Origin of the sequence: Nonomuraea sp. NPDC049419 (assembly GCF_040676995.1) — a bacterium.
Lineage (GTDB): Bacteria > Actinomycetota > Actinomycetes > Streptosporangiales > Streptosporangiaceae > Nonomuraea > Nonomuraea salmonea.
Map to the genome: position 1 here is coordinate 88,544 of NZ_JBFAQB010000001.1, position 16,721 is coordinate 105,264.

The following is a 16,721-nucleotide window of genomic DNA, read 5'->3' on the forward strand; positions in this document are numbered from 1 at the left end:
TCTGGAGGCTCTAGTGCGCCTCCTCCTCCGCCTCTCCCGTCGGCGACGGCGTGGGCGTCGGGGTGGCCGCGGGGGTCGCGCCCGGAGCCGGGGGGTACGACGCGTATTCGCGGCTGCGCGTGACCACAGGGACGTTCATGGACACGACCCCGGCGTTGGCGAACTGGAGGTCCAGCTTGATGCTCTCGCCGCCCCTGAGGCTCTTGGGGATCGCCTCGAGGATCAGCTGAGGGGACGGCTTGCCGGTGTTGACGAGCTGGTTGCTCGGAAGCTGAATGGGGGCGGTGATCTTGACCGTGCCCATCTCGCCGGCGTTGACGGCCTGGAGAGTGTCGGGGGTGCCCGAGGTGTTGAGGATGTTCAGGTAGATCGGGGCGGAGCCGCGCCAGGCGAGCTGGGCTCCCGAGTCAGGGCCGAGGATGAACGCCTGAGGGATGTGAATGCCGCTCTTAGCGCCGTACTGACCGTTCTCGATCAACACCTGGGCCTCGTTCGGCGCGTACGGCATGTTGGTGGTGGCGTCGAATCCTGCCCCGCAGCCCGCGAGCACGGGGGCTGCCAAGAACGCGGCGGCTACGACAATCCAGCGACGGCTGGTCACGGGCGGGTTCTCCTTGGTTCTGCGCAGGTGTCGCGCGTGCGTGATGTGCAGCGCCCACCATATCCACCCCAATGCAAGGTCATATCCGCACCCCCGCAGGTCATTCGCTATGTCCGGAAATGCGATTCATAGAGTTGAGCGGTTGTCAACCCCCAATATGCGGCTTTGACCTGCAGTTATGAGGATTTCACTGTTCCGGGAGGCTGTGGATGCGTGGTACCCTGGAGTACAGCGGAAGGGGTACTTGTCACATGACTTTCCAGGTCGGCGACACTGTCGTCTACCCCCACCATGGGGCTGCTCGGATCGAAGCAATCACGACGCGATCCATCAAGGGTGAGGAAAAGACCTACCTGGTGCTCAAGGTCGACAAGGGCGACCTTACCGTCCAGGTGCCAGCTGAAAACGCAGAACTCGTCGGTGTGCGCGATGTTGTCGGCCAGGAAGGCCTGGAGCGGGTTTTCGACGTCCTTCGCATGCCGCACACGGAAGAGCCGACCAACTGGTCTCGTCGCTACAAGGCCAACCTCGAGAAGCTCGCGTCCGGCGATGTGAACAAGGTTGCCGAGGTGGTTCGGGACCTGTGGCGGAGAGACCGCGAGCGTGGCCTGTCCGCCGGCGAGAAGCGCATGCTCGCCAAGGCGCGCCAGATCCTGGTCAGTGAGCTGGCCCTGGCCGAGAAGACCAATGAGGACAAGGCAGAGGCCCTTCTCGACGAGGTTCTCAACTCCTGAACACGAATCTTCCACGGGTGGGCGTCGGAGTCGACGTCCACCCGTTCGCATCACCGGGCTCAGGACGCGAGCTCAATCTCGCCGGTCTGCACTGGCCGGGTGAGCTCGGCGTCGAGGGCCACTCCGACGGCGACGTCGCCGCCCACGCGGCCTGCGACGCGCTGCTGTCCGCGGCCGGTCTCGGCGACCTCGGCAAGCTGTTCGGCACCGCCGACCCGCGCTGGGCGGGCGCCTCTGGCACGGTGCTCCTCGAAGAGACCGCTCGCCAGGTGCGGGCGGCCGGCTTCGAGATCGGCAACGTGGCCGTCCAGGTGATCGGTAACCGGCCGAAGCTCGCGCCCCGGCGCCTGGAGGCCGAGAAGGCGCTCAGCGCCGCTCTGGGGGCGCCTGTGAGCGTCTCCGCCACCACGACCGACGGCCTGGGGTTGACGGGGCGTGGCGAGGGTGTGGCGGCCGTGGCGACCGCTCTGGTGATCGCGCTCTGATCGGACTTCGCGATCGTCGGTTCTCGCGCTCGCGACGCTCTCTCGTCGCGGCCGTGAGGCTGTTTCGCGGTCGTGAAGCTCTTGCGGGGGCGTGAGGCTCTTGCGGGGGCGTGAGGCCGTCCGCGTGAACCGATCCCGTGTCCGGCGCGTCCTCTTTGTGGGATACGTGAGGGTGTCCTGGCGGGTCGTCGCCAGCCCGCCGAAAATGCGGAGGCGGCGGTTCGTCACTGGCGCGGTACGGGCCGCCGCCTTCCCTCATGGGTAATTCGCCAGTTCAGGGGGTATGTGTCCCGCCAAGACATGTGAACGTCTTCGGGGGGAGCTCCACATGATCGGCGCGATCGTTAGCGCAGTAGTCATCGGCGCCATCGTCGGTGCGCTGGCCAGACTGCTGGTGCCGGGCAGGCAGAACATGTCCATCGGCCTGACCCTCATCGTCGGCATCGTGGCCGCCCTGATCGGCACCCTGATCGCCCAGGCGTTCGGCTGGGCCGACACCAGAGGCATCGACTGGATCGAACACATCCTGCAACTCGTCCTGGCCGTGGCAGGTGTGCTCCTCGTGACCCGGATGGGCATGGGACGCCGCGGCCGAGGCGGCCGAACAACCACCTGACCTGCACTTTTGCAAAGCCGACGCATAATCGCCGTAGATCGGGTAGCGACCATCCCGTGAGGGTGAACCGCTCAGCCTCACGGGGAGGTTTCATGTCATGACCATCGAATCCATCCTTGGCGCCATCGTGATCGGCGCCGTGATCGGCGCAATCGGTCGTCTGCTGCTTCCCGGCAGGCAGGCCATCGGGTGGATCCTCACCATCGTCGTCGGCATCGTCGCCGCCCTCCTGGGCACGCTGCTCGCGCAGGTGCTCGGCGTGGAGACCACGCCGGGCATCGACTGGATCGAGCTGGTGATGCAGGTGGTGCTCGCGATCGTCGGTGTGGGCCTGGTGGCCGGACTGCGCCGCGGCAGCGGCAGAAGCGTCTGATCCACGCCGTACGCAACTGGCGGGATAGAAGGGCCCGCCCGGGAACACGTTCCCGGGCGGGCCCTCTTTCGTGCTTCTTCGTCAGTCCTCGGGCGGGCGGGGGGTGCTGCGGAGGCGTTCGGCCGGGGCCGGGGAGTCGTCGACGATCACCCGGTGCGGGGCGGTGTCCTCCATCTCCTCACGCGTCTCCTTGCCGCGCCGCTCCTGCTCATCGGCCAGCTCGGGGCCGTGGTGCGGGTCGGGGGCGTCGTCGTCGAAGACGGGGTGGGGCTGGGTGTCGGCGTCCTTGTCGGTGGACTCGGACGAGGGGCGCGGGTGGACGAGCACGTCGGCCGGCTTGACCCGGTCACCCCAGCGGACGGGGCGGGTCAGCGGCTCCTCATCGGGCTCGCTCGCCGCCTCCTCCCGCACGTCTTCCTGTACGTCGTTCGGCGGCTCTTGGCGCAGCCCTTCGCGCGGCTCTTCCCGCGGCTCTTCTTGGGCCTTTTCCTGGGTCTCTTCTTGGGCTGCGGCCTCGGGCTCTGGTCGGGTGCGTAGGGGGCGGGTCACGGGCTCGGGCTCGGGTGCGGGGCGGCTCAGGGGCTTGCCGGCCGGCTGGGGCTCCGGGTCTTCCTCGTTCTGGACCGGCCACTCGGTCACGCGGCCCGACACCGGGGGCGTCTCAGGGGCGGCGGTGGGGCCCACGACCGGCGTGGGCTCGGACAGGGGCTCGGGCAGGGGCGCGGGCGTCTCCGTCGCGAGCGGGGGCGGCTCATCGGCGCGCGACCCCTGGAACGGCACCAGGTCCTGCTCCTCGTCCTCGCGGTACGCCGGCGCGCGGTGCGCCTGCACGTGCTTGACCAGCAGTAACCACAGCCACAGCGCCAGGGCCAGCATCACCCAGGGCGCGAGCGCCACGCCGATGGCCGTCTGCCTGACGTCGAAGGTGACGCGCACCGCCGTGGCCACGTTCGCCGCCGCGGCTGCCGCGATCAGCAGGACCAGCACGAACGCCGCCTGCACGCGTACGAACATCTTGGCCGAGCGCAGCAGCAGGACGCCGACCAGCGCGACCACCAGCAGCGCGTCGAACGCCGCCGGGTAGAGGAAGGCGAGATCCTGCCTGGCCTCGCCGGTGACGGCCAGCGCGCGCAGGTCGTCGAAGGAGAGCGCGCACGCGGCCCCGGTCAGGGCGGCGACGGCGAGCCCGGCCAGGGCGAGGCCCAGGCGGCGGAGCAAAGAGGGGGGAGTCACGTCCATGGCGTCTTCGAGACTACAGAAGAATGGGGATCACGATCGATCAAGGGAGGCCGCATGACCAAGTTGTCGGAAGATGTCCGCAAACTTTTGGACGCGCCGAATTATGCGACGGTGACCAGTCTCAACGCCGACGGCGGGCCGCAGTCGTCCGTGGTGTGGGTGCGTACGGACGGCGACGACGTGCTCTTCTCCACCGTGAAAGGCCGCGTCAAGCCGCGCAACTTCGAGCGCGATCCGCGCGCGAGCCTGCTGGTCATCGATCCCGACAACCCCTACAGGTACGTCGAGGTGCGCGGCCGGGTCACGATGACGCCCGACCCGGAGGGCGCGCTGATCCAGGAGCTGTCGCAGAAGTACCAAGGACGCCCATGGGAGGACAAGCCGGGCACCGAACGGCTCATCGTCCGCATCTCGCCCGACAGGGTGCACCTGCGGGGCTGATTTATCGGCCTGACGACGCCGCCGAGGCGTTAGCCTTTCTTTCGTGAGCCTGCACATCTACGACACCAGCACGCGCGCCATCCGTGAATTCGTTCCGGTCGAAGCCGGCCGGGCGTCGATTTACCTGTGTGGGGCCACCGTGCAGGCTCCTCCGCATATCGGGCACATCCGCTCGGGCGTCAATTTCGACGTGCTCAGGCGCTGGATGGCGCGTTCCGGATACGAGGTGACGTTCTGCCGCAACGTCACCGACATCGACGACAAGATCATCAGGGTGTCCGCCGAGGAGAGCGTGCCCTGGTTCGTCGTGGCCGAGCGCAACCAGCGTGCCTTCGCCTGGGCCTACGACACGCTCGGGTGCCTGCCGCCGACCGTCGAGCCGCGCGCCACCGGCCACGTGCCGGAGATGATCACGCTGATGGAGCGGCTCATCGAGCGCGGCCACGCCTACGCCTCCGGTGGCGACGTCTACTTCGACGTACGCTCCTACGAGGAGCGCTACGGCTCGCTGTCCAACCAGAAGCTCGAGAACATGCGGCCCGCGGCCGACACCGACGACGAGTCGTGCAAGCGCGACCCGCGCGACTTCGCGCTGTGGAAGGGCGCCAAGCCCGGCGAGCCCACCTGGCCCACCCCGTGGGGCCCCGGCCGGCCCGGCTGGCACCTCGAGTGCTCCGCCATGGCGACGAAATACCTGGGCCCGGCGTTCGACATCCACGGCGGCGGCATCGACCTGATCTTCCCGCACCACGAGAACGAGATCGCCCAGTCCCAGGCCGCCGGCGACGGGTTCGCCCGCTACTGGATGCACAACGGCATGCTGAAGATCGGCGCCGAGAAGATGAGCAAGTCGCTCGGCAACTCGCTGCTGATCCCCGACATGGTGCAGAAGGTGCGTCCCGTCGAGCTGCGCTACTACCTCGCGGCGCCCCACTACCGCTCCTCGATCGACTACTCCGAGGAGGCGCTGCTCGAGGCGGCGGCGGCCTACCAGCGGATCGAGGGGTTCGTGACGCGGGCCGCCGAGGTGATCCACGACGTCGACGCCCACGCGCCGCTGCCGCAGGCGTTCGCCGACGCGCTCGACGACGACCTCGGCACGCCGCAGGCGCTCGCCGTCGTGCACGAGGTGGTGCGCGAGGGCAACGTGGCGCTGGCCCGCGGCGACAAGGAGGCCGTGGCGCGGCTGCTCGCCGAGACCCAGAACATGCTCGACGTGCTCGGCCTCGACCCGCGCTCGCCGCAGTGGCGCGGCACGGGCTCCGACCTGTCGCCCGTCGTCGACGCGCTCGTCGCGGTGGCGCTGGAGCAGCGCAAGGCGGCGCGCGAGCGTAAGGACTACGCGGCCGCCGACGCGATCCGCGACCAGCTCTCGGCCGCGGGCATCACCGTCGAGGACACCCCGCACGGGCCCCGGTGGGAGCTGAGCCGCTGATCAGGCCGCGGTCTCGTCCAGAGCGGCCGCGATCCACCTGAACAGCGCGGGGTCCCGCTCATCCGGGGCCGGCGGGGCCCCGTTGATCCGGGTCACGAGCGCGATGTACCTGCCGTGGGTGGCGTCGTACGCGGCGTCCTCGGGGACCTCCTGCGCCACGAGGAAGGCTCTGGCCAGCCGCTGCCTGGACTCGGTGGTGGAGCGTCCGCCGGTCAGTCCTGCGGTGGCGTCTGCGAGGCGTACCACCAGCTCCTTGGCGCGAGGAGCCTGCGGCGGCAGGCCCGAGCGGTACGCCGTCACCAGCTCCTCGCCGATCTTCGCCCCCTCCCCGTGGATGAAGTCCCACGTCGGCGGGGACGCCAGGTCGCGGCCGGGGAACGTACCGTAGACCTCCTGGAGATAGGCGCGGACCGCGGCCCTGAACTCCTCGCCCTGCACCAGGTCGGCCAGCTCGATCCAGGCTTCGAGCTGCTCGGCGGACGGGTCGTCCGGCAGGCGCGGGCGCAGCGTGCGCAGCCGGTCCACGAAGCCGGGCGGCACGTCGAGTGACGCGCCGACCTCGGTCCAGAAGTCGTCGATGAGGCGCTCGCGTTCGTCGTCCGGCATCGAGACGAGGCGGTGCATCAGGGCCGCCTGGGTGGCCGTGCCGCGCTGCCTGACGAGCGTGCGCAGCACCGCCCGCCTGGCCCGCAGGTCGCGCTCCTGCTGCTCGACCAGCTCCAGGTGGGCGGTGAGAAGGTCGTGCAGCGACGTCTCGCCGTCGAGCAACTGGCGGATGTCGACCAGGCCCGCGTCCAGCTCCCTGAGCGTGCGGATCAGCTCCAGGCGGGCGATGGCGCGGACGTCGTACAGGCGGTAGCCCGCCTCGGTCAGCTGGGCGGGGATGACGATGCCTGCGTCGGAGTAGTACCGGATGGCGCTGACGCTCAGGCCGGTGCGGCGCGCGACGTCCCCGATGGGGTAGAGCTCGTTGTCGTTCATGTCAGCCACTATGAAGTCTCAAGCGGATCGAGACTCAAGCCCCTTTTTGCGCCGTCCTGAGGAGGGCGGCGGCCCGAGTACCCTTGAACGCATGGCAGCAGGCGGTAGGGCATCAGGCAGGCCCGCGAAGAAGAAGGGCCCGGCCAAGGGCACCGGTGGGCAGCGCCGCCGTTCGCTCGAAGGCAAGGGCGCGACGCCGCCTGCCGAGATGCGGCACTGGTACAAGGAGAAGGCGCGTGCCGAGCGCATCGCGCGGGAGGAACGCGGGGGCGGTCGCCGTCCCGGTGCGGCTCGCCCGCAGCGGCGCTCAGAAGACTCGCCCGAATACATCGGCGGGCGCAACCCGGTCCTGGAGGCGCTGCAGGCCGGGGTGCCGTGCAACGCGCTCTACGTGGCGCAGCGCATCGACAACGACGACCGCGTACGCGACTCCATCAAGATCGCGGCCGAGCGCGGCATCGCCCTGCTCGAGGCCACCCGCGACAAGCTCGACCGCCTCACCGAGGGCGGTGTGCACCAGGGCATCGTGCTGCAGATCCCGGCCTACGACTACGCGCACCCGTCCGAGCTGGTCGAGATCGCCCACGAGGCCGCCGAGGCGCCGCTGATCGTCGCCCTCGACTCCGTCACCGACCCGCGTAACCTCGGCGCCATCGCCCGCTCCGCCACCGCCTTCGGCGCCCACGGCCTGCTCGTGCCGTCCCGCCGCTCGGCCGGCGTCACGGGCGGCGCCTGGAAGACGTCCGCGGGCACCCTGGCCACCCTGCGCGTCGCCCGCGCCGCCAACCTGACCGCCGCGCTACGCGAATACCGCGACGCCGGCCTCTTCGTCGTCGGCCTCGACGGCACGGGCTCGACCGAACTCGCCGACGTCGACCTGCTCGGCGAGCCCCTGGTCATCGTCGTCGGCTCGGAGGGCAAGGGGCTGTCCCGGCTGGTTCGCGAGCAGTGCGACGTCCTCACCCGCATCCCGATGCGCGCCGCCGCCGAGTCGCTGAACGCCGGGGTGGCGGCGGGGGTGGCGCTGTACGAAGTCGCTCGTCACAGGCGTCCCTAGCGTCTACACTGGTAGGCCGTGCCGACGTAGCTCAATCGGCAGAGCATCTGTCTTGTAAACAGAAGGTCAGGGGTTCGATTCCCCTCGTCGGCTCTGTTGGAGACAGCCCCTGAACAGCAATGATCTGTTCAGGGGCTTCTCGTTTGTCAGGACAATCTTGAGATCTTGCTAACACCCTTGCTAACAGGAGAGTCCATGGCACTGGAAGAGCATCCCGGCACGTGGACCCACGATCCTGAGGCGAAGGCCTCCTACGTCTACCTGCGGGGTTCGATCGCACCCGGTGGCGTCGCGAGAACGGTCACGGCGGACAGCCCCATGGTGAACTTCGACCTGGACGAGAACGGTCGGGTGATCGGCATCGAGATCCTCGCCGCGTGGCCTGGCGTAGAGGGCACCCTTCCCGATGATCAAGGGGTGACTCTAGACCAAGATCCGGCGAATACGAAAGCTCTCTAGTGCAACAGCACGCAGTACAGGCCGTGGCGATCGCGGACTTGGGTTCCTTTCCTACAGACTGGGCGATCGCTGGCCAGGCCCTCCTTCGCCCGTCCTTGCCACTCAGCTCGTGGCTGGTGACAGCAGCGCTGACAGCAACGTCCCCGCACACCGACGCGTCCGCGGCACTAGCTACACACGTCTGACCACGGGATCGATGTCCCGAGCAGGGCGATTGCTCCGCCTGGAAAGCGGAAGATCGGCACTTCGGCCCTGTCACAGGGAGGCGTGGGCGTGGATCGTCATGGTGATCATGGGCATCAGCTCGCCCGGTAATGGAGTCCCGGGGCCTGATGCATGATGATCTGTGTGGAGAAGGCCAGGAACGCGACGACAGCCGGCGCGTTAGTTGCGTTGCTGGACTGTTCGCTTGTTCAGATGGCGGAGGCTGCCGCGGACGCCAGAACATACGATCGCAAGACCATTTACACGGTTTCCGACGTATGGGACAACAACACCTTCCCCTTGTTCCGCGCACTGGCCGCCCGTACACGGTGGGGCCGTGACCGGCGGGCACGTGCCGCCCTGGAGTGGATGGCCGCTTTCAGCGCGAGGCGGCGGACGTGGATGGTGGAGCAGTCGGCGATCGCCGGGTACCCGTTGGACGCGTTGCTGCCACCGCCGAGGGAGACCGACTGCGACCACCGCGATTACCGGGGAGTCGTGAGGGCGCCTACGGAGCCGCTGACGACGGAGGTCGCCGCCGGGATAGGTGTCGACTACGACCTGGCCACCGCCGAGGTTCGCTCCCTGTTGCTGGAACGGGTCGGCACCCGGTTGACGGGCGTTCTCGTTGTGGCGGCCCGGCGCCGGTACACCTCTGAACGTCCGGCTGACGAGGTCGCCGAGTTACGGCTGTGGCTTGGCGAGGTCACCGAGACACACTTCGATGCCCATGACTCGTGCGGGATCACCATTGGTTTCGAGACGGGACAGGTGGCGATCAGCGTGGGGCAACGCGGAATCCTGCGTGGGGCGGGTGCCACCGCCCAGCCCGACGACCGAAGCTGGCACTTGTCCACAGCGGGCCGGGTATTCGATGCGCGAACCCCGGCGGGTCCACGGCCATCCCTTGAGATGCCTCCGCCGCGATGGCAGGAACCGTTGGATGATGGCCCATTAGTCGCCGCGACGATCCTGCGCGATGCGATATGGACGATCCGTATGATTCGCTACGCAGGCCACGCCGGTGAGATCTTGGTTTGGCCTTTATGCATGGCGTTTGCCGGCGCGGGGGAGTCCGTTCTTACCGCGAGCACGTACATGCGGGCGAGTCGGCGGGAGGAGGCATTCCGTCGGCTGGTCGAGGACTGGGTACGGAAAGGAGGGCCTAACCTGGCTCCCTGGTTCGCGGTACACCTGCGCGCTCTTGTCGGCAAGGTCAGCGGCACGACCCGAGAGTGGGTCACATCGGTGGTACCGCAGCCGGAACGGGACTCCAAGGTGGAGGGAGGGACAGCCTCCGACCTGCCCGCGGAGGCCGAGTTGCGGTTGGTAAAATACGTGGCAGCGCACACTCGGTATGAACGTCCCAATGTCGGCTCTGCCCTGGTGCAGTTGGCTGTGCCGCCTCATCCCCAAGCCGGGCAGGAAGAACCCTGGAACTTGTGTGGATGGGAGTTCACGAGCCCTTATCATTTCCAGTTGGGTGGCACCGTCTTCCACGGTGCCACTAACCCAGAGCTGATAGGAGCCCCGGGCGTGGTCCCCTCCCTCAGCCTGAACAGCGGCGACCTCACTGTGTCCGCCGACGAGGTTAGAAAGTGTTCATGAACGTCCTTCGCCGGAAAGGCGACGAGTCTTATGCCTGTCCGTGCTGCGGCTTCCTCACGCTTGAGGAGCGAGGCATGTGCGAGATCTGCCCTGTGTGCTACTGGAAGGATGACGGGCAAGACGACCATGACGCTGATGAGGTCCGTGGCGGTCCCAACTACGAGTTGAGTCTCGCTCAGGGACGGCGCAACTTCGCTGCGTTCGGTGCGAGCCGCAGGCAGAACATCGACAAGGTGCGTGATCCACTTTCAAATGAGCGCCCGATCAAGTGATCTTGCTAACGCGGATGCTAACGACAGGTCCGGACGGACTGGGACGACGATGGAGTGAGGGGCCCTGTAGAGCCCGGCTGACCAGGCTCGGAGAAGGACCGTGGACGGTTCCGGACGATCGCGAAGTTCCTTGTAAACAGAAGGTCAGGGGTTCGATTCCCCTCGTCGGCTCTGCTAGCGAAAGGCCCCTGAACAGGCGTTACGCCGTCAGGGGCCTTTCGCTTTATGACCTTCAGCCGGTGTCTTCGGTGTCTTCGGGAGCCACCTTGGGAGCCACCGGGGGCTGTTTCCCCAGGAGAGCGCTGGAGATGGCTTCGGTCGCCGCACGCCGGTCACCCTCCAGAAGGTGGCCGTAGATGTCCTTCGTGATCGCGATGCTGGCGTGGCCGAGGACTTCGGACACGACGTGGAGGGGAGTGCCCTGCGCGAGCATGAGCGACGCTCCCGAGTGGCGCAGCTCGTGCGGGTGCCAGTGACCGAGTCCCGCCCTCTTTGCGAGGCGGGAGAACAGGTGGGAGAACGTGTCCGGGTCGGATGGATTGCCGAAAGCCGTCGGGAACATCAGACCGTGCTCCAGCCAGGCATCGCCCGCCTTGAGACGCTCCTTGTTGTGAGCGGCCTTGTGACGCTTGATCGCTTCGACCAGTTCGGGCGTCAGGCAGAGCACACGGCGTGAGCGCTTGGTCTTGAGCTCACTGATCACGATGCGGGTCTTGGTAGTGGCCCTAGGGTCGCGGTTCTTCAGCCGCTTGACGGAGTGGGTGACGCGCAGAGTGCGGGCCTCCGGGTCGAAGGCGTCCCACATGAGCCCCAGCGCCTCACCCCGCCGCAAGCCGAAGACGAGGGCCAGGAGGACGAGGACACCCATGCGGTGATCCATGACAGCCTGGAGAAGCCTCTTGCCCTCCTCCGCTGTGAGCGTTCGGCCCTCTTCAAGCGGCGGCGCGGCGCGCCGCTGTACCCACGGCCCTCCGCCCGTCCGCCGTCCGGGCGTGCGGCCTGGGACCAACCGAACGCTCCGACCGGGGTTGCCGCGCCGCCACACAGATGCAGCCCAACGATCGCCACTGCATGGCTGGCCGCCATACGTGTCTGGGGGCGATCGAAGATCCGGGGTTCGTTCCTCACCTCGGCTCACCGAGCATCGTGGCTGACCTACCGGCGAGAGATCGCATCACCGGTACAGCCGCCACGCGACCATGACACGGGCGCCCGCGTCCCGCTCCAATGACGCCAGAGCCGGGGGCAGGGGCGGAGTCAACCGCGGTTGGTCCGGGCCAGCGTGGCCAGATACCCGCGGAAAACCACGGTCATCTCCCCACTCCTGAAAACCTCCGCAAGCGTGCGGTGACACCAGTCGCGCGCGTGCTCAGCGCTATCGTCACCGCGCCTGATGGCACTGTCTACGTTGGCCTCGCCCAGCACATAGCGGAGGTAGTCATCGAGTGTCATCGGTATCGGAATCTCGACGTCGGTGTAATCGAGCAGGCGCAACCCCGTCCCTTCCAGGCGCAGTTCCTGTACGACCAGCGGTCGCCATCCAGATGATGATGGAAACCGCTGCTGGAACGACTTGAACCACGTCGCCAGTGCGTCGCCTGTCAGGGAGTACCGGCCTTGCGAGAAGTCGTACAGGAGGAAGATTCCGTCTGGCGTTAGAACCCGGGCTACCTCGGCAAGGGCCGACGAAAGCTGATCGGTGTAGTTCAGCGAACCAGCGGCGGCGACCAGGTCAAACGACGCTGCGGCGAACGGCAGTCCCTCCGCTGTGCCGATGACGAATCGAGCGGATGGCGCGACGGATCGTCGGTGCATGAGCATCGCTGGGACCGGCTCCAGACCGATCACATACTCGGCCAATGGTGCGAGCGCGGCAGTAGAAACGCCAGCACCGCATCCGATATCAAGCGCTCGCCCGGCCGGACGCTCCAGGAGAACCGACTTGAGAATCTGCTGATGCACCGGAGGGCGGTCGAAAGCGTAGCTTGCCGCCAGCCGTTCGCTGTCATAGATGCTTGTCATGGCTCCTCCGAGCTCGGCATCGGCTAGACAAACGATCATGCCGCATGCTCATTTAGCGTGCATCTCTGCGTACTGCTTGGTGACCCCTGCACCCCGTAGCTCGGGTGCTGGGCATCAAGCACGCGACCCTGCGCATCGGGGCACGTCGAGGCGCGAGCGTGCGGGCCATCAGCGGGCCATCAAGGGCGGTGAACAGGGGGTAATCACGGTCACTATCGGGATGCCTCGCGCGCAGGTGGCAGCCGTTTCGCCTGAAGATCAGGCCGATTCGCAAACAGGAAGTCAGGAGTTCGAATCTCCTAGGCTCCACCGCACTTCGAAGGTCACTTCCTATGATCGGGAAGTGGCCTTTTCGATCTTGTGCAGCATGCAGAATACAGCTACGGCGACAACATGCCTCGCCGTCAGGCGTTCGGCTCCCCTGAAAGCGAGTCGACGAAAGCCTCAGCCTCTGACTGGCTCATGTCCTCGGTGCTTCGCGCAAGAAAGACAGCCTGCTTCCGGTGGCCGGCCTCGATCAGCTGAGGTCCAGGCCGACGTAGATGCGCGATACCTTGCGTGGTCTCATCCATCGGCTGATTCCGAGCCCGAGGATCACCAGCAGCAGGACAAGGAGAATCGACTCCAACGCGTCTAAGCCAAACATGCGGTGATCGTATTGAGAGGGACCGACAGATCCAGGTTCCTCCCGGCATGTTGAAGGCCGGGTCATGGGCTGATCGTCGGACTGCGCTGTGAGACCATCCGGGTGGGCGCCGTACGGGCGGTGCTCGTGAGAGCCGAGGAGTCCGGCGTGTTGCTCGCGATGATCCTCTGGTACTCGATACCAGTCGTTGTCGTTGGTGTATCGCTCTTTGTGCGGTCCCGTAGCCTGCGGCGCAAGGTCGTCTACTTGTCGCTTGCTCTCTTCGTCTGGGTCCTTGCGCTCGTGGTCGCCTGGGTGATGGATCGAGAGGGGTGGGGGGTCTGGCTCTTCTTCTTCCTCCCCGCAGCGCTGGTTACGGGGGTTCGGTTGATCGTCGCAGGGATGTTGGCGCGGACGCCGACGGGTCGGTAGGAGCCAGCAGCAGTGCAATTTGGGAGCCACCCAGACGGACGATCTCGAACGTCGGTGAACGGAGACGAACGACGAGTCTGCCGTCGGACGAGGTAGCGAACGCCCACGGACAATAGCGAAGATCGTTTGGGGACCTTGTGAACAGAAGGTCGGGGTTTGATTGCCCTCGTCGGCTCTGCATGAAGAGGCCCCTGGACTGGTGATTCCGGTTCAGGGGCTTGGTGTTTGTCGTGACATTGGCGAGGCCACCGCTTGGGCGAAGGTGTCGGCGGCTGTGGTGGTCTGCTCGACCGGCGAGGTCTGCTCAGGACGAAGTGCGGCGGTGTCGTCCGGCGGTGATGTTCGCCGCGATGAGGAGCCCGGCGGGGACGGCGGTGAGGAGGAAACCGCTCGGTCCGATCAGGGTGACGGCCAGCGCTCCCCAGGCGAGGATCACCCAGCCGACATACCCGGGGAGGTGTTGTCCTTGCCGTCCCGCCCGTGCCACCAGTAGTCCGAGGAGCACCAGCGTCACGACGAATCCGCCGGGCAGGGCCCAGAACGTCGCCACCGAGTCGCTGTCCGCGGCGCGGTTCCGGAGGTCCCCGGCGAGCCAGCTGGACAAGGGAACGAGGGGGGCGAACACGGCGGTGTGCGCCACAGCGATGAAGATCATGGTTCGGCCGGCCCAGACGGTGAGCCGACTCGGGGGCGCGGACAGTGCAGATGGGCCGACTGCGGGTGTGTTGCTCATGGTTGCCAGCTTCTCTGGCCATGGTCCGTTGTGATTCCCCCTGTGGGGCGATGCCGCTCCCTCGCTCCGGGGAAGGGCACAGGGTCACTGAAGGCGGGCTCAGTGCCTGGACGCCATGGGTGATGGTTCGACGGTTCGCGGCAGACGTCGGACCGGATGACGACCGTCCACTGTGGCAGAGCGGATGCACCGGTTCTTGCCGTCGGGTGTCGCATTCAGGCGCGCGTACCCTGGCGAAGATCCTTTCAGCGCTGAGATCGACGCGAGGTGGCCTGTTCCGTGGATCTTGCGATTCTTGCGGGCGAGCGTTTGGACGGACTGATGGTGTGGACGGTGCCGAGGTGATGGGAGCGGAGTGCGTGTTCGGGTCGGGGAGTGTGGTCGCGGAGAGTTGGGGCGGCGACCTGCGGCTGACACCCTGACGGTGCCACTTGTGCCCTTGCGGCTCGCTCGCGGACAGGTCAAGTTCAACCCCTGGTTCGATGACGGAGCGGGCGGCGGGTTTTATGCTCCGAGCGGTGATCATGTTGTGGCACGGCCAGACGCAGGGGCGGCGCAGGATCGACACGCGGGTGATCGACACCGCTCTCGCCGTGCTGCTCGCTGTGGCTTGCTACGCGTCGGCGACGCAGTTCTCGGCGCCCGGCTGGCCCCCGTTCGATGCCCTGGCGCTCCTGCTCATCGGCCTCGGCAACCTCCCGCTGGTATGGCGCAGCCGCGCTCCGGTGGTCGTGCTGGTCGTCACGTGGTTCATCTGGTCGGTCTACCTTCTTCTCGGCTACCCGCCCATGGCCACGTGGGCGTCGCTGGTGGCGCTGTACACGGTGGCCGCGCGCAGGCCGGTGAAGGTGTCGGCGCTCTGCCTTGCGGCCGTTGCGCTCCTGGTGCTGGTCGGAGGGCTGCTGCTGGTGACGGCTGTGGCGGCCTTGGGCCAGGTCCTGGCGGTGGTGGTCATGTGGGCGTTCGGCGTCGACAGGTACCAGCTCTCGGTGCTGAGCGCGCAATTACGGTACGAGCAGGAGGACCGGGCTCAGCGGGCCGTGACCGAGGAACGGGTGCGCATCGCCCGCGAGCTGCATGACATCGTCGCCCACCACATGTCCGTGGTGTCGGTCCAGGCGGGTTTGGCCAGATATGTGTTCACCTCCGACCCGGCGGTGGCGCGTACGGCCCTGGACACCATCGCCACCAGCAGCTTCGAGGCCCAGGAGGAGATGCGCAGGCTCCTGATCGTGCTGCGCACCAACGGCGAGGACCCCGCCTACGCCCCCGCACCGGGCCTGGCAGACCTGAACGAGCTGGCCGAGCGGGTCAGGGCCGCCGGAGTGCCGGTCGAGGTCAGCGTCAAGGGCGTGCCGAGGCCCGTAGGGCCGGGCGCCGACCAGTGCGTCTACCGCGTCGTCCAGGAGTCGCTCACCAACGTGATCAAACATGCGGGTCCTGCGAAGGTCGTCATCGTGCTCACGTACACCGCCGCCAGGCTCGTCGTGCGCGTCATCGACGACGGCGTCGGTCCCTCCGCTCGGAAGCGGGAGAACACCGCGGCGCACGGCTTGCTGGGAATGCGGGAACGAGCGAGGCTGTATGGCGGAGCGGTGATCACGGGGCCGCGCCCTCAGGGCGGCTTCGAAGTCGTGCTCACCCTGCCTCTGCCGTCCGCGGGCGCGCAGGCCGGAAGCGAGGAGCGGGTGGAAGGGGCAGAGCCGGAATGACCAGCGTGCTCGTCGTCGACGACCAGATCCTCATCCGCGCGGGTCTGGCCGCGCTGCTGCGGGCCGCGCCGGGCATCGAGGTGGCAGGAGAGGCGGAGGACGGCGACGAAGCGGTGACGCTGGCGGCCGACACCGGCCCGGACATCGTGCTGATGGACATTCGCATGCCGCGCCTGGACGGCATCGAGGCCACGCGCCGCATCATCGCCCAGGCTCCCCAGCGACCACCGAAAGTGGTCATGCTCACCACCTTCGACCTCGACGAGTACGTCTTCGCGGCGCTGTCGATCGGAGCCTGCGGCTTCCTGCTGAAGAACTGCCCGCCCGAGCGCCTGCTGGCCGCCATCGACATGGTGGCCGCGGGGGACATGTTGTTCGCGCCGAGCGTCACCCGCCGCCTGATCGAGGCGTACACGCAGCCGGGCGGAACGGCCTGCCCGCCGTCCGACGCGCCTGAGCTCAGCATGCTCACCGGCCGCGAGCTGCAGGTGCTGCGGCTGGTGGGCACGGGCCTGGCCAACGCCGACATCGCCGCGCAGCTGGTCGTCAGCGAGGCGACGGTCAAGACCCATCTCAACCGGGCGATGGCCAAGCTCGGCCTGGCCAGCCGGGCCCAGGCGGTGGTCATGGCGTACGAGACAGGCCTGGTCATGGCCCGCGGCCACCGGACCCTGAAGGAGCTGGAGGCCTAG

19 protein-coding genes and 1 tRNA gene are annotated in these 16,721 nt (G+C 67.5%); 14 read left to right on the forward strand and 6 right to left on the reverse strand.

Annotated elements, in window-relative coordinates; translation table 11 throughout:
- Positions 1–10 precede the first annotated feature (10 nt).
- The gene (locus AB0K12_RS00495) at positions 11–601 is read right to left on the reverse strand and encodes a copper chaperone PCu(A)C (protein ID WP_355430441.1); all 591 of its coding nucleotides are present in this window, start codon (positions 599–601) and stop codon (positions 11–13) included.
- Positions 602–852: 251 nt separating this feature from the next.
- Between AB0K12_RS00495 and AB0K12_RS00500 the strand changes: the two genes are divergently transcribed.
- The 4 genes from AB0K12_RS00500 to AB0K12_RS00515 all read left to right on the forward strand — a co-directional run bounded on the left by AB0K12_RS00500 (position 853) and on the right by AB0K12_RS00515 (position 2,809).
- Positions 853–1,335: a CarD family transcriptional regulator gene (locus AB0K12_RS00500; protein ID WP_020544658.1), complete on the forward strand. Its 483-nt coding sequence runs from the start codon at positions 853–855 to the stop codon at positions 1,333–1,335.
- Between the two features lie 17 nt (positions 1,336–1,352).
- The gene (ispF, locus tag AB0K12_RS00505) at positions 1,353–1,820 is read left to right on the forward strand and encodes a 2-C-methyl-D-erythritol 2,4-cyclodiphosphate synthase (RefSeq protein WP_345395331.1); all 468 of its coding nucleotides are present in this window, start codon (positions 1,353–1,355) and stop codon (positions 1,818–1,820) included.
- A 328-nt stretch (positions 1,821–2,148) separates the two neighbouring features.
- Positions 2,149–2,436, forward strand: coding sequence for a GlsB/YeaQ/YmgE family stress response membrane protein (locus tag AB0K12_RS00510; protein ID WP_364378030.1), 288 nt, complete (start codon positions 2,149–2,151; stop codon positions 2,434–2,436).
- Positions 2,437–2,533: 97 nt separating this feature from the next.
- A complete protein-coding gene (locus AB0K12_RS00515; RefSeq protein ID WP_364554599.1) occupies positions 2,534–2,809 on the forward strand; it encodes a GlsB/YeaQ/YmgE family stress response membrane protein in 276 nt (91 codons plus the stop codon).
- A gap of 81 nt (positions 2,810–2,890) precedes the next feature.
- Here AB0K12_RS00515 and AB0K12_RS00520 read toward each other — a convergent pair whose 3' ends face one another.
- Positions 2,891–4,048, reverse strand: a complete 1,158-nt coding sequence (locus AB0K12_RS00520) for a DUF2637 domain-containing protein (RefSeq protein WP_364554601.1) — start codon at positions 4,046–4,048, stop codon at positions 2,891–2,893.
- A 54-nt stretch (positions 4,049–4,102) separates the two neighbouring features.
- On the opposite strand from AB0K12_RS00520, the gene AB0K12_RS00525 reads away from it, so the two are divergent.
- Positions 4,103–4,489 carry a PPOX class F420-dependent oxidoreductase gene (locus AB0K12_RS00525; protein WP_345395346.1) on the forward strand — a complete coding sequence of 129 codons (387 nt, stop codon included), beginning with the start codon at positions 4,103–4,105 and terminating at the stop codon, positions 4,487–4,489.
- A gap of 43 nt (positions 4,490–4,532) precedes the next feature.
- Positions 4,533–5,924 (forward strand): cysteine--tRNA ligase, encoded by a 1,392-nt coding sequence (gene cysS, locus AB0K12_RS00530; protein WP_355430453.1) that lies wholly within the window; start codon positions 4,533–4,535, stop codon positions 5,922–5,924.
- Here the strand turns inward: cysS and AB0K12_RS00535 are convergent, their stop codons facing one another.
- Entirely contained in the window at positions 5,925–6,905 is a 981-nt protein-coding gene (locus tag AB0K12_RS00535; RefSeq protein ID WP_364554602.1) for a MerR family transcriptional regulator, read from the reverse strand.
- A 91-nt stretch (positions 6,906–6,996) separates the two neighbouring features.
- On the opposite strand from AB0K12_RS00535, the gene rlmB reads away from it, so the two are divergent.
- From rlmB to AB0K12_RS00560, 5 genes are all read left to right on the forward strand, one after another.
- On the forward strand, positions 6,997–7,962 hold the full coding sequence (rlmB, locus tag AB0K12_RS00540; protein ID WP_364554604.1) for a 23S rRNA (guanosine(2251)-2'-O)-methyltransferase RlmB: 966 nt from the start codon (positions 6,997–6,999) through the stop codon (positions 7,960–7,962).
- A 20-nt stretch (positions 7,963–7,982) separates the two neighbouring features.
- A tRNA-Thr gene (locus AB0K12_RS00545) sits at positions 7,983–8,055 on the forward strand.
- A gap of 102 nt (positions 8,056–8,157) precedes the next feature.
- Positions 8,158–8,421, forward strand: a complete 264-nt coding sequence (locus AB0K12_RS00550; RefSeq protein WP_364554605.1) for a DUF2283 domain-containing protein — start codon at positions 8,158–8,160, stop codon at positions 8,419–8,421.
- Positions 8,422–8,769: 348 nt separating this feature from the next.
- On the forward strand, positions 8,770–10,233 hold the full coding sequence (locus tag AB0K12_RS00555; protein ID WP_364554607.1) for a hypothetical protein: 1,464 nt from the start codon (positions 8,770–8,772) through the stop codon (positions 10,231–10,233).
- Positions 10,230–10,505 (forward strand): CPCC family cysteine-rich protein, encoded by a 276-nt coding sequence (locus AB0K12_RS00560; RefSeq protein WP_364554609.1) that lies wholly within the window; start codon positions 10,230–10,232, stop codon positions 10,503–10,505. The genes AB0K12_RS00555 and AB0K12_RS00560 overlap by 4 nt, the downstream gene beginning before the upstream one ends.
- Positions 10,506–10,737: 232 nt before the next feature.
- Here AB0K12_RS00560 and AB0K12_RS00565 read toward each other — a convergent pair whose 3' ends face one another.
- Both AB0K12_RS00565 and AB0K12_RS00570 read right to left on the reverse strand, forming a co-directional pair.
- Complete coding sequence (locus AB0K12_RS00565; RefSeq protein ID WP_364554611.1) at positions 10,738–11,643, reverse strand: site-specific integrase; 906 nt, start codon at positions 11,641–11,643, stop codon at positions 10,738–10,740.
- 119 nt (positions 11,644–11,762) lie between these two features.
- Entirely contained in the window at positions 11,763–12,527 is a 765-nt protein-coding gene (locus tag AB0K12_RS00570; protein WP_364554613.1) for a methyltransferase domain-containing protein, read from the reverse strand.
- Positions 12,528–13,275: 748 nt separating this feature from the next.
- On the opposite strand from AB0K12_RS00570, the gene AB0K12_RS00575 reads away from it, so the two are divergent.
- A complete protein-coding gene (locus AB0K12_RS00575) occupies positions 13,276–13,584 on the forward strand; it encodes a hypothetical protein (RefSeq protein ID WP_364554614.1) in 309 nt (102 codons plus the stop codon).
- Between the two features lie 304 nt (positions 13,585–13,888).
- On the opposite strand, the gene AB0K12_RS00580 is transcribed toward AB0K12_RS00575, so the two are convergent.
- Positions 13,889–14,317, reverse strand: coding sequence for a DUF6463 family protein (locus AB0K12_RS00580; protein WP_364554615.1), 429 nt, complete (start codon positions 14,315–14,317; stop codon positions 13,889–13,891).
- A 524-nt stretch (positions 14,318–14,841) separates the two neighbouring features.
- On the opposite strand from AB0K12_RS00580, the gene AB0K12_RS00585 reads away from it, so the two are divergent.
- Both AB0K12_RS00585 and AB0K12_RS00590 read left to right on the forward strand, forming a co-directional pair.
- Complete coding sequence (locus tag AB0K12_RS00585) at positions 14,842–16,029, forward strand: sensor histidine kinase (protein WP_364555725.1); 1,188 nt, start codon at positions 14,842–14,844, stop codon at positions 16,027–16,029.
- Positions 16,026–16,721 carry a response regulator transcription factor gene (locus AB0K12_RS00590; RefSeq protein WP_364554617.1) on the forward strand — a complete coding sequence of 232 codons (696 nt, stop codon included), beginning with the start codon at positions 16,026–16,028 and terminating at the stop codon, positions 16,719–16,721. Before AB0K12_RS00585 ends, AB0K12_RS00590 begins: the two co-directional genes overlap by 4 nt.

Bases quoted from the DNA above. Each gene is read 5' to 3' on its own strand.
- AB0K12_RS00500 (WP_020544658.1), top strand. From the start codon at position 853: ATGACTTTCCAGGTCGGCGACACTGTCGTCTACCCCCACCATGGGGCT.
- AB0K12_RS00510 (WP_364378030.1), top strand. From the start codon at position 2,149: ATGATCGGCGCGATCGTTAGCGCAGTAGTCATCGGCGCCATCGTCGGT.
- AB0K12_RS00590 (WP_364554617.1), top strand. From the start codon at position 16,026: ATGACCAGCGTGCTCGTCGTCGACGACCAGATCCTCATCCGCGCGGGT.
- rlmB (WP_364554604.1), top strand. From the start codon at position 6,997: ATGGCAGCAGGCGGTAGGGCATCAGGCAGGCCCGCGAAGAAGAAGGGC.
- AB0K12_RS00580 (WP_364554615.1), bottom strand. From the start codon at position 14,317: ATGAGCAACACACCCGCAGTCGGCCCATCTGCACTGTCCGCGCCCCCG.
- AB0K12_RS00560 (WP_364554609.1), top strand. From the start codon at position 10,230: ATGAACGTCCTTCGCCGGAAAGGCGACGAGTCTTATGCCTGTCCGTGC.
- AB0K12_RS00535 (WP_364554602.1), bottom strand. From the start codon at position 6,905: ATGAACGACAACGAGCTCTACCCCATCGGGGACGTCGCGCGCCGCACC.
- AB0K12_RS00525 (WP_345395346.1), top strand. From the start codon at position 4,103: ATGACCAAGTTGTCGGAAGATGTCCGCAAACTTTTGGACGCGCCGAAT.
- AB0K12_RS00550 (WP_364554605.1), top strand. From the start codon at position 8,158: ATGGCACTGGAAGAGCATCCCGGCACGTGGACCCACGATCCTGAGGCG.
- AB0K12_RS00515 (WP_364554599.1), top strand. From the start codon at position 2,534: ATGACCATCGAATCCATCCTTGGCGCCATCGTGATCGGCGCCGTGATC.
- AB0K12_RS00585 (WP_364555725.1), top strand. From the start codon at position 14,842: ATGTTGTGGCACGGCCAGACGCAGGGGCGGCGCAGGATCGACACGCGG.
- AB0K12_RS00570 (WP_364554613.1), bottom strand. From the start codon at position 12,527: ATGACAAGCATCTATGACAGCGAACGGCTGGCGGCAAGCTACGCTTTC.
- AB0K12_RS00520 (WP_364554601.1), bottom strand. From the start codon at position 4,048: ATGGACGTGACTCCCCCCTCTTTGCTCCGCCGCCTGGGCCTCGCCCTG.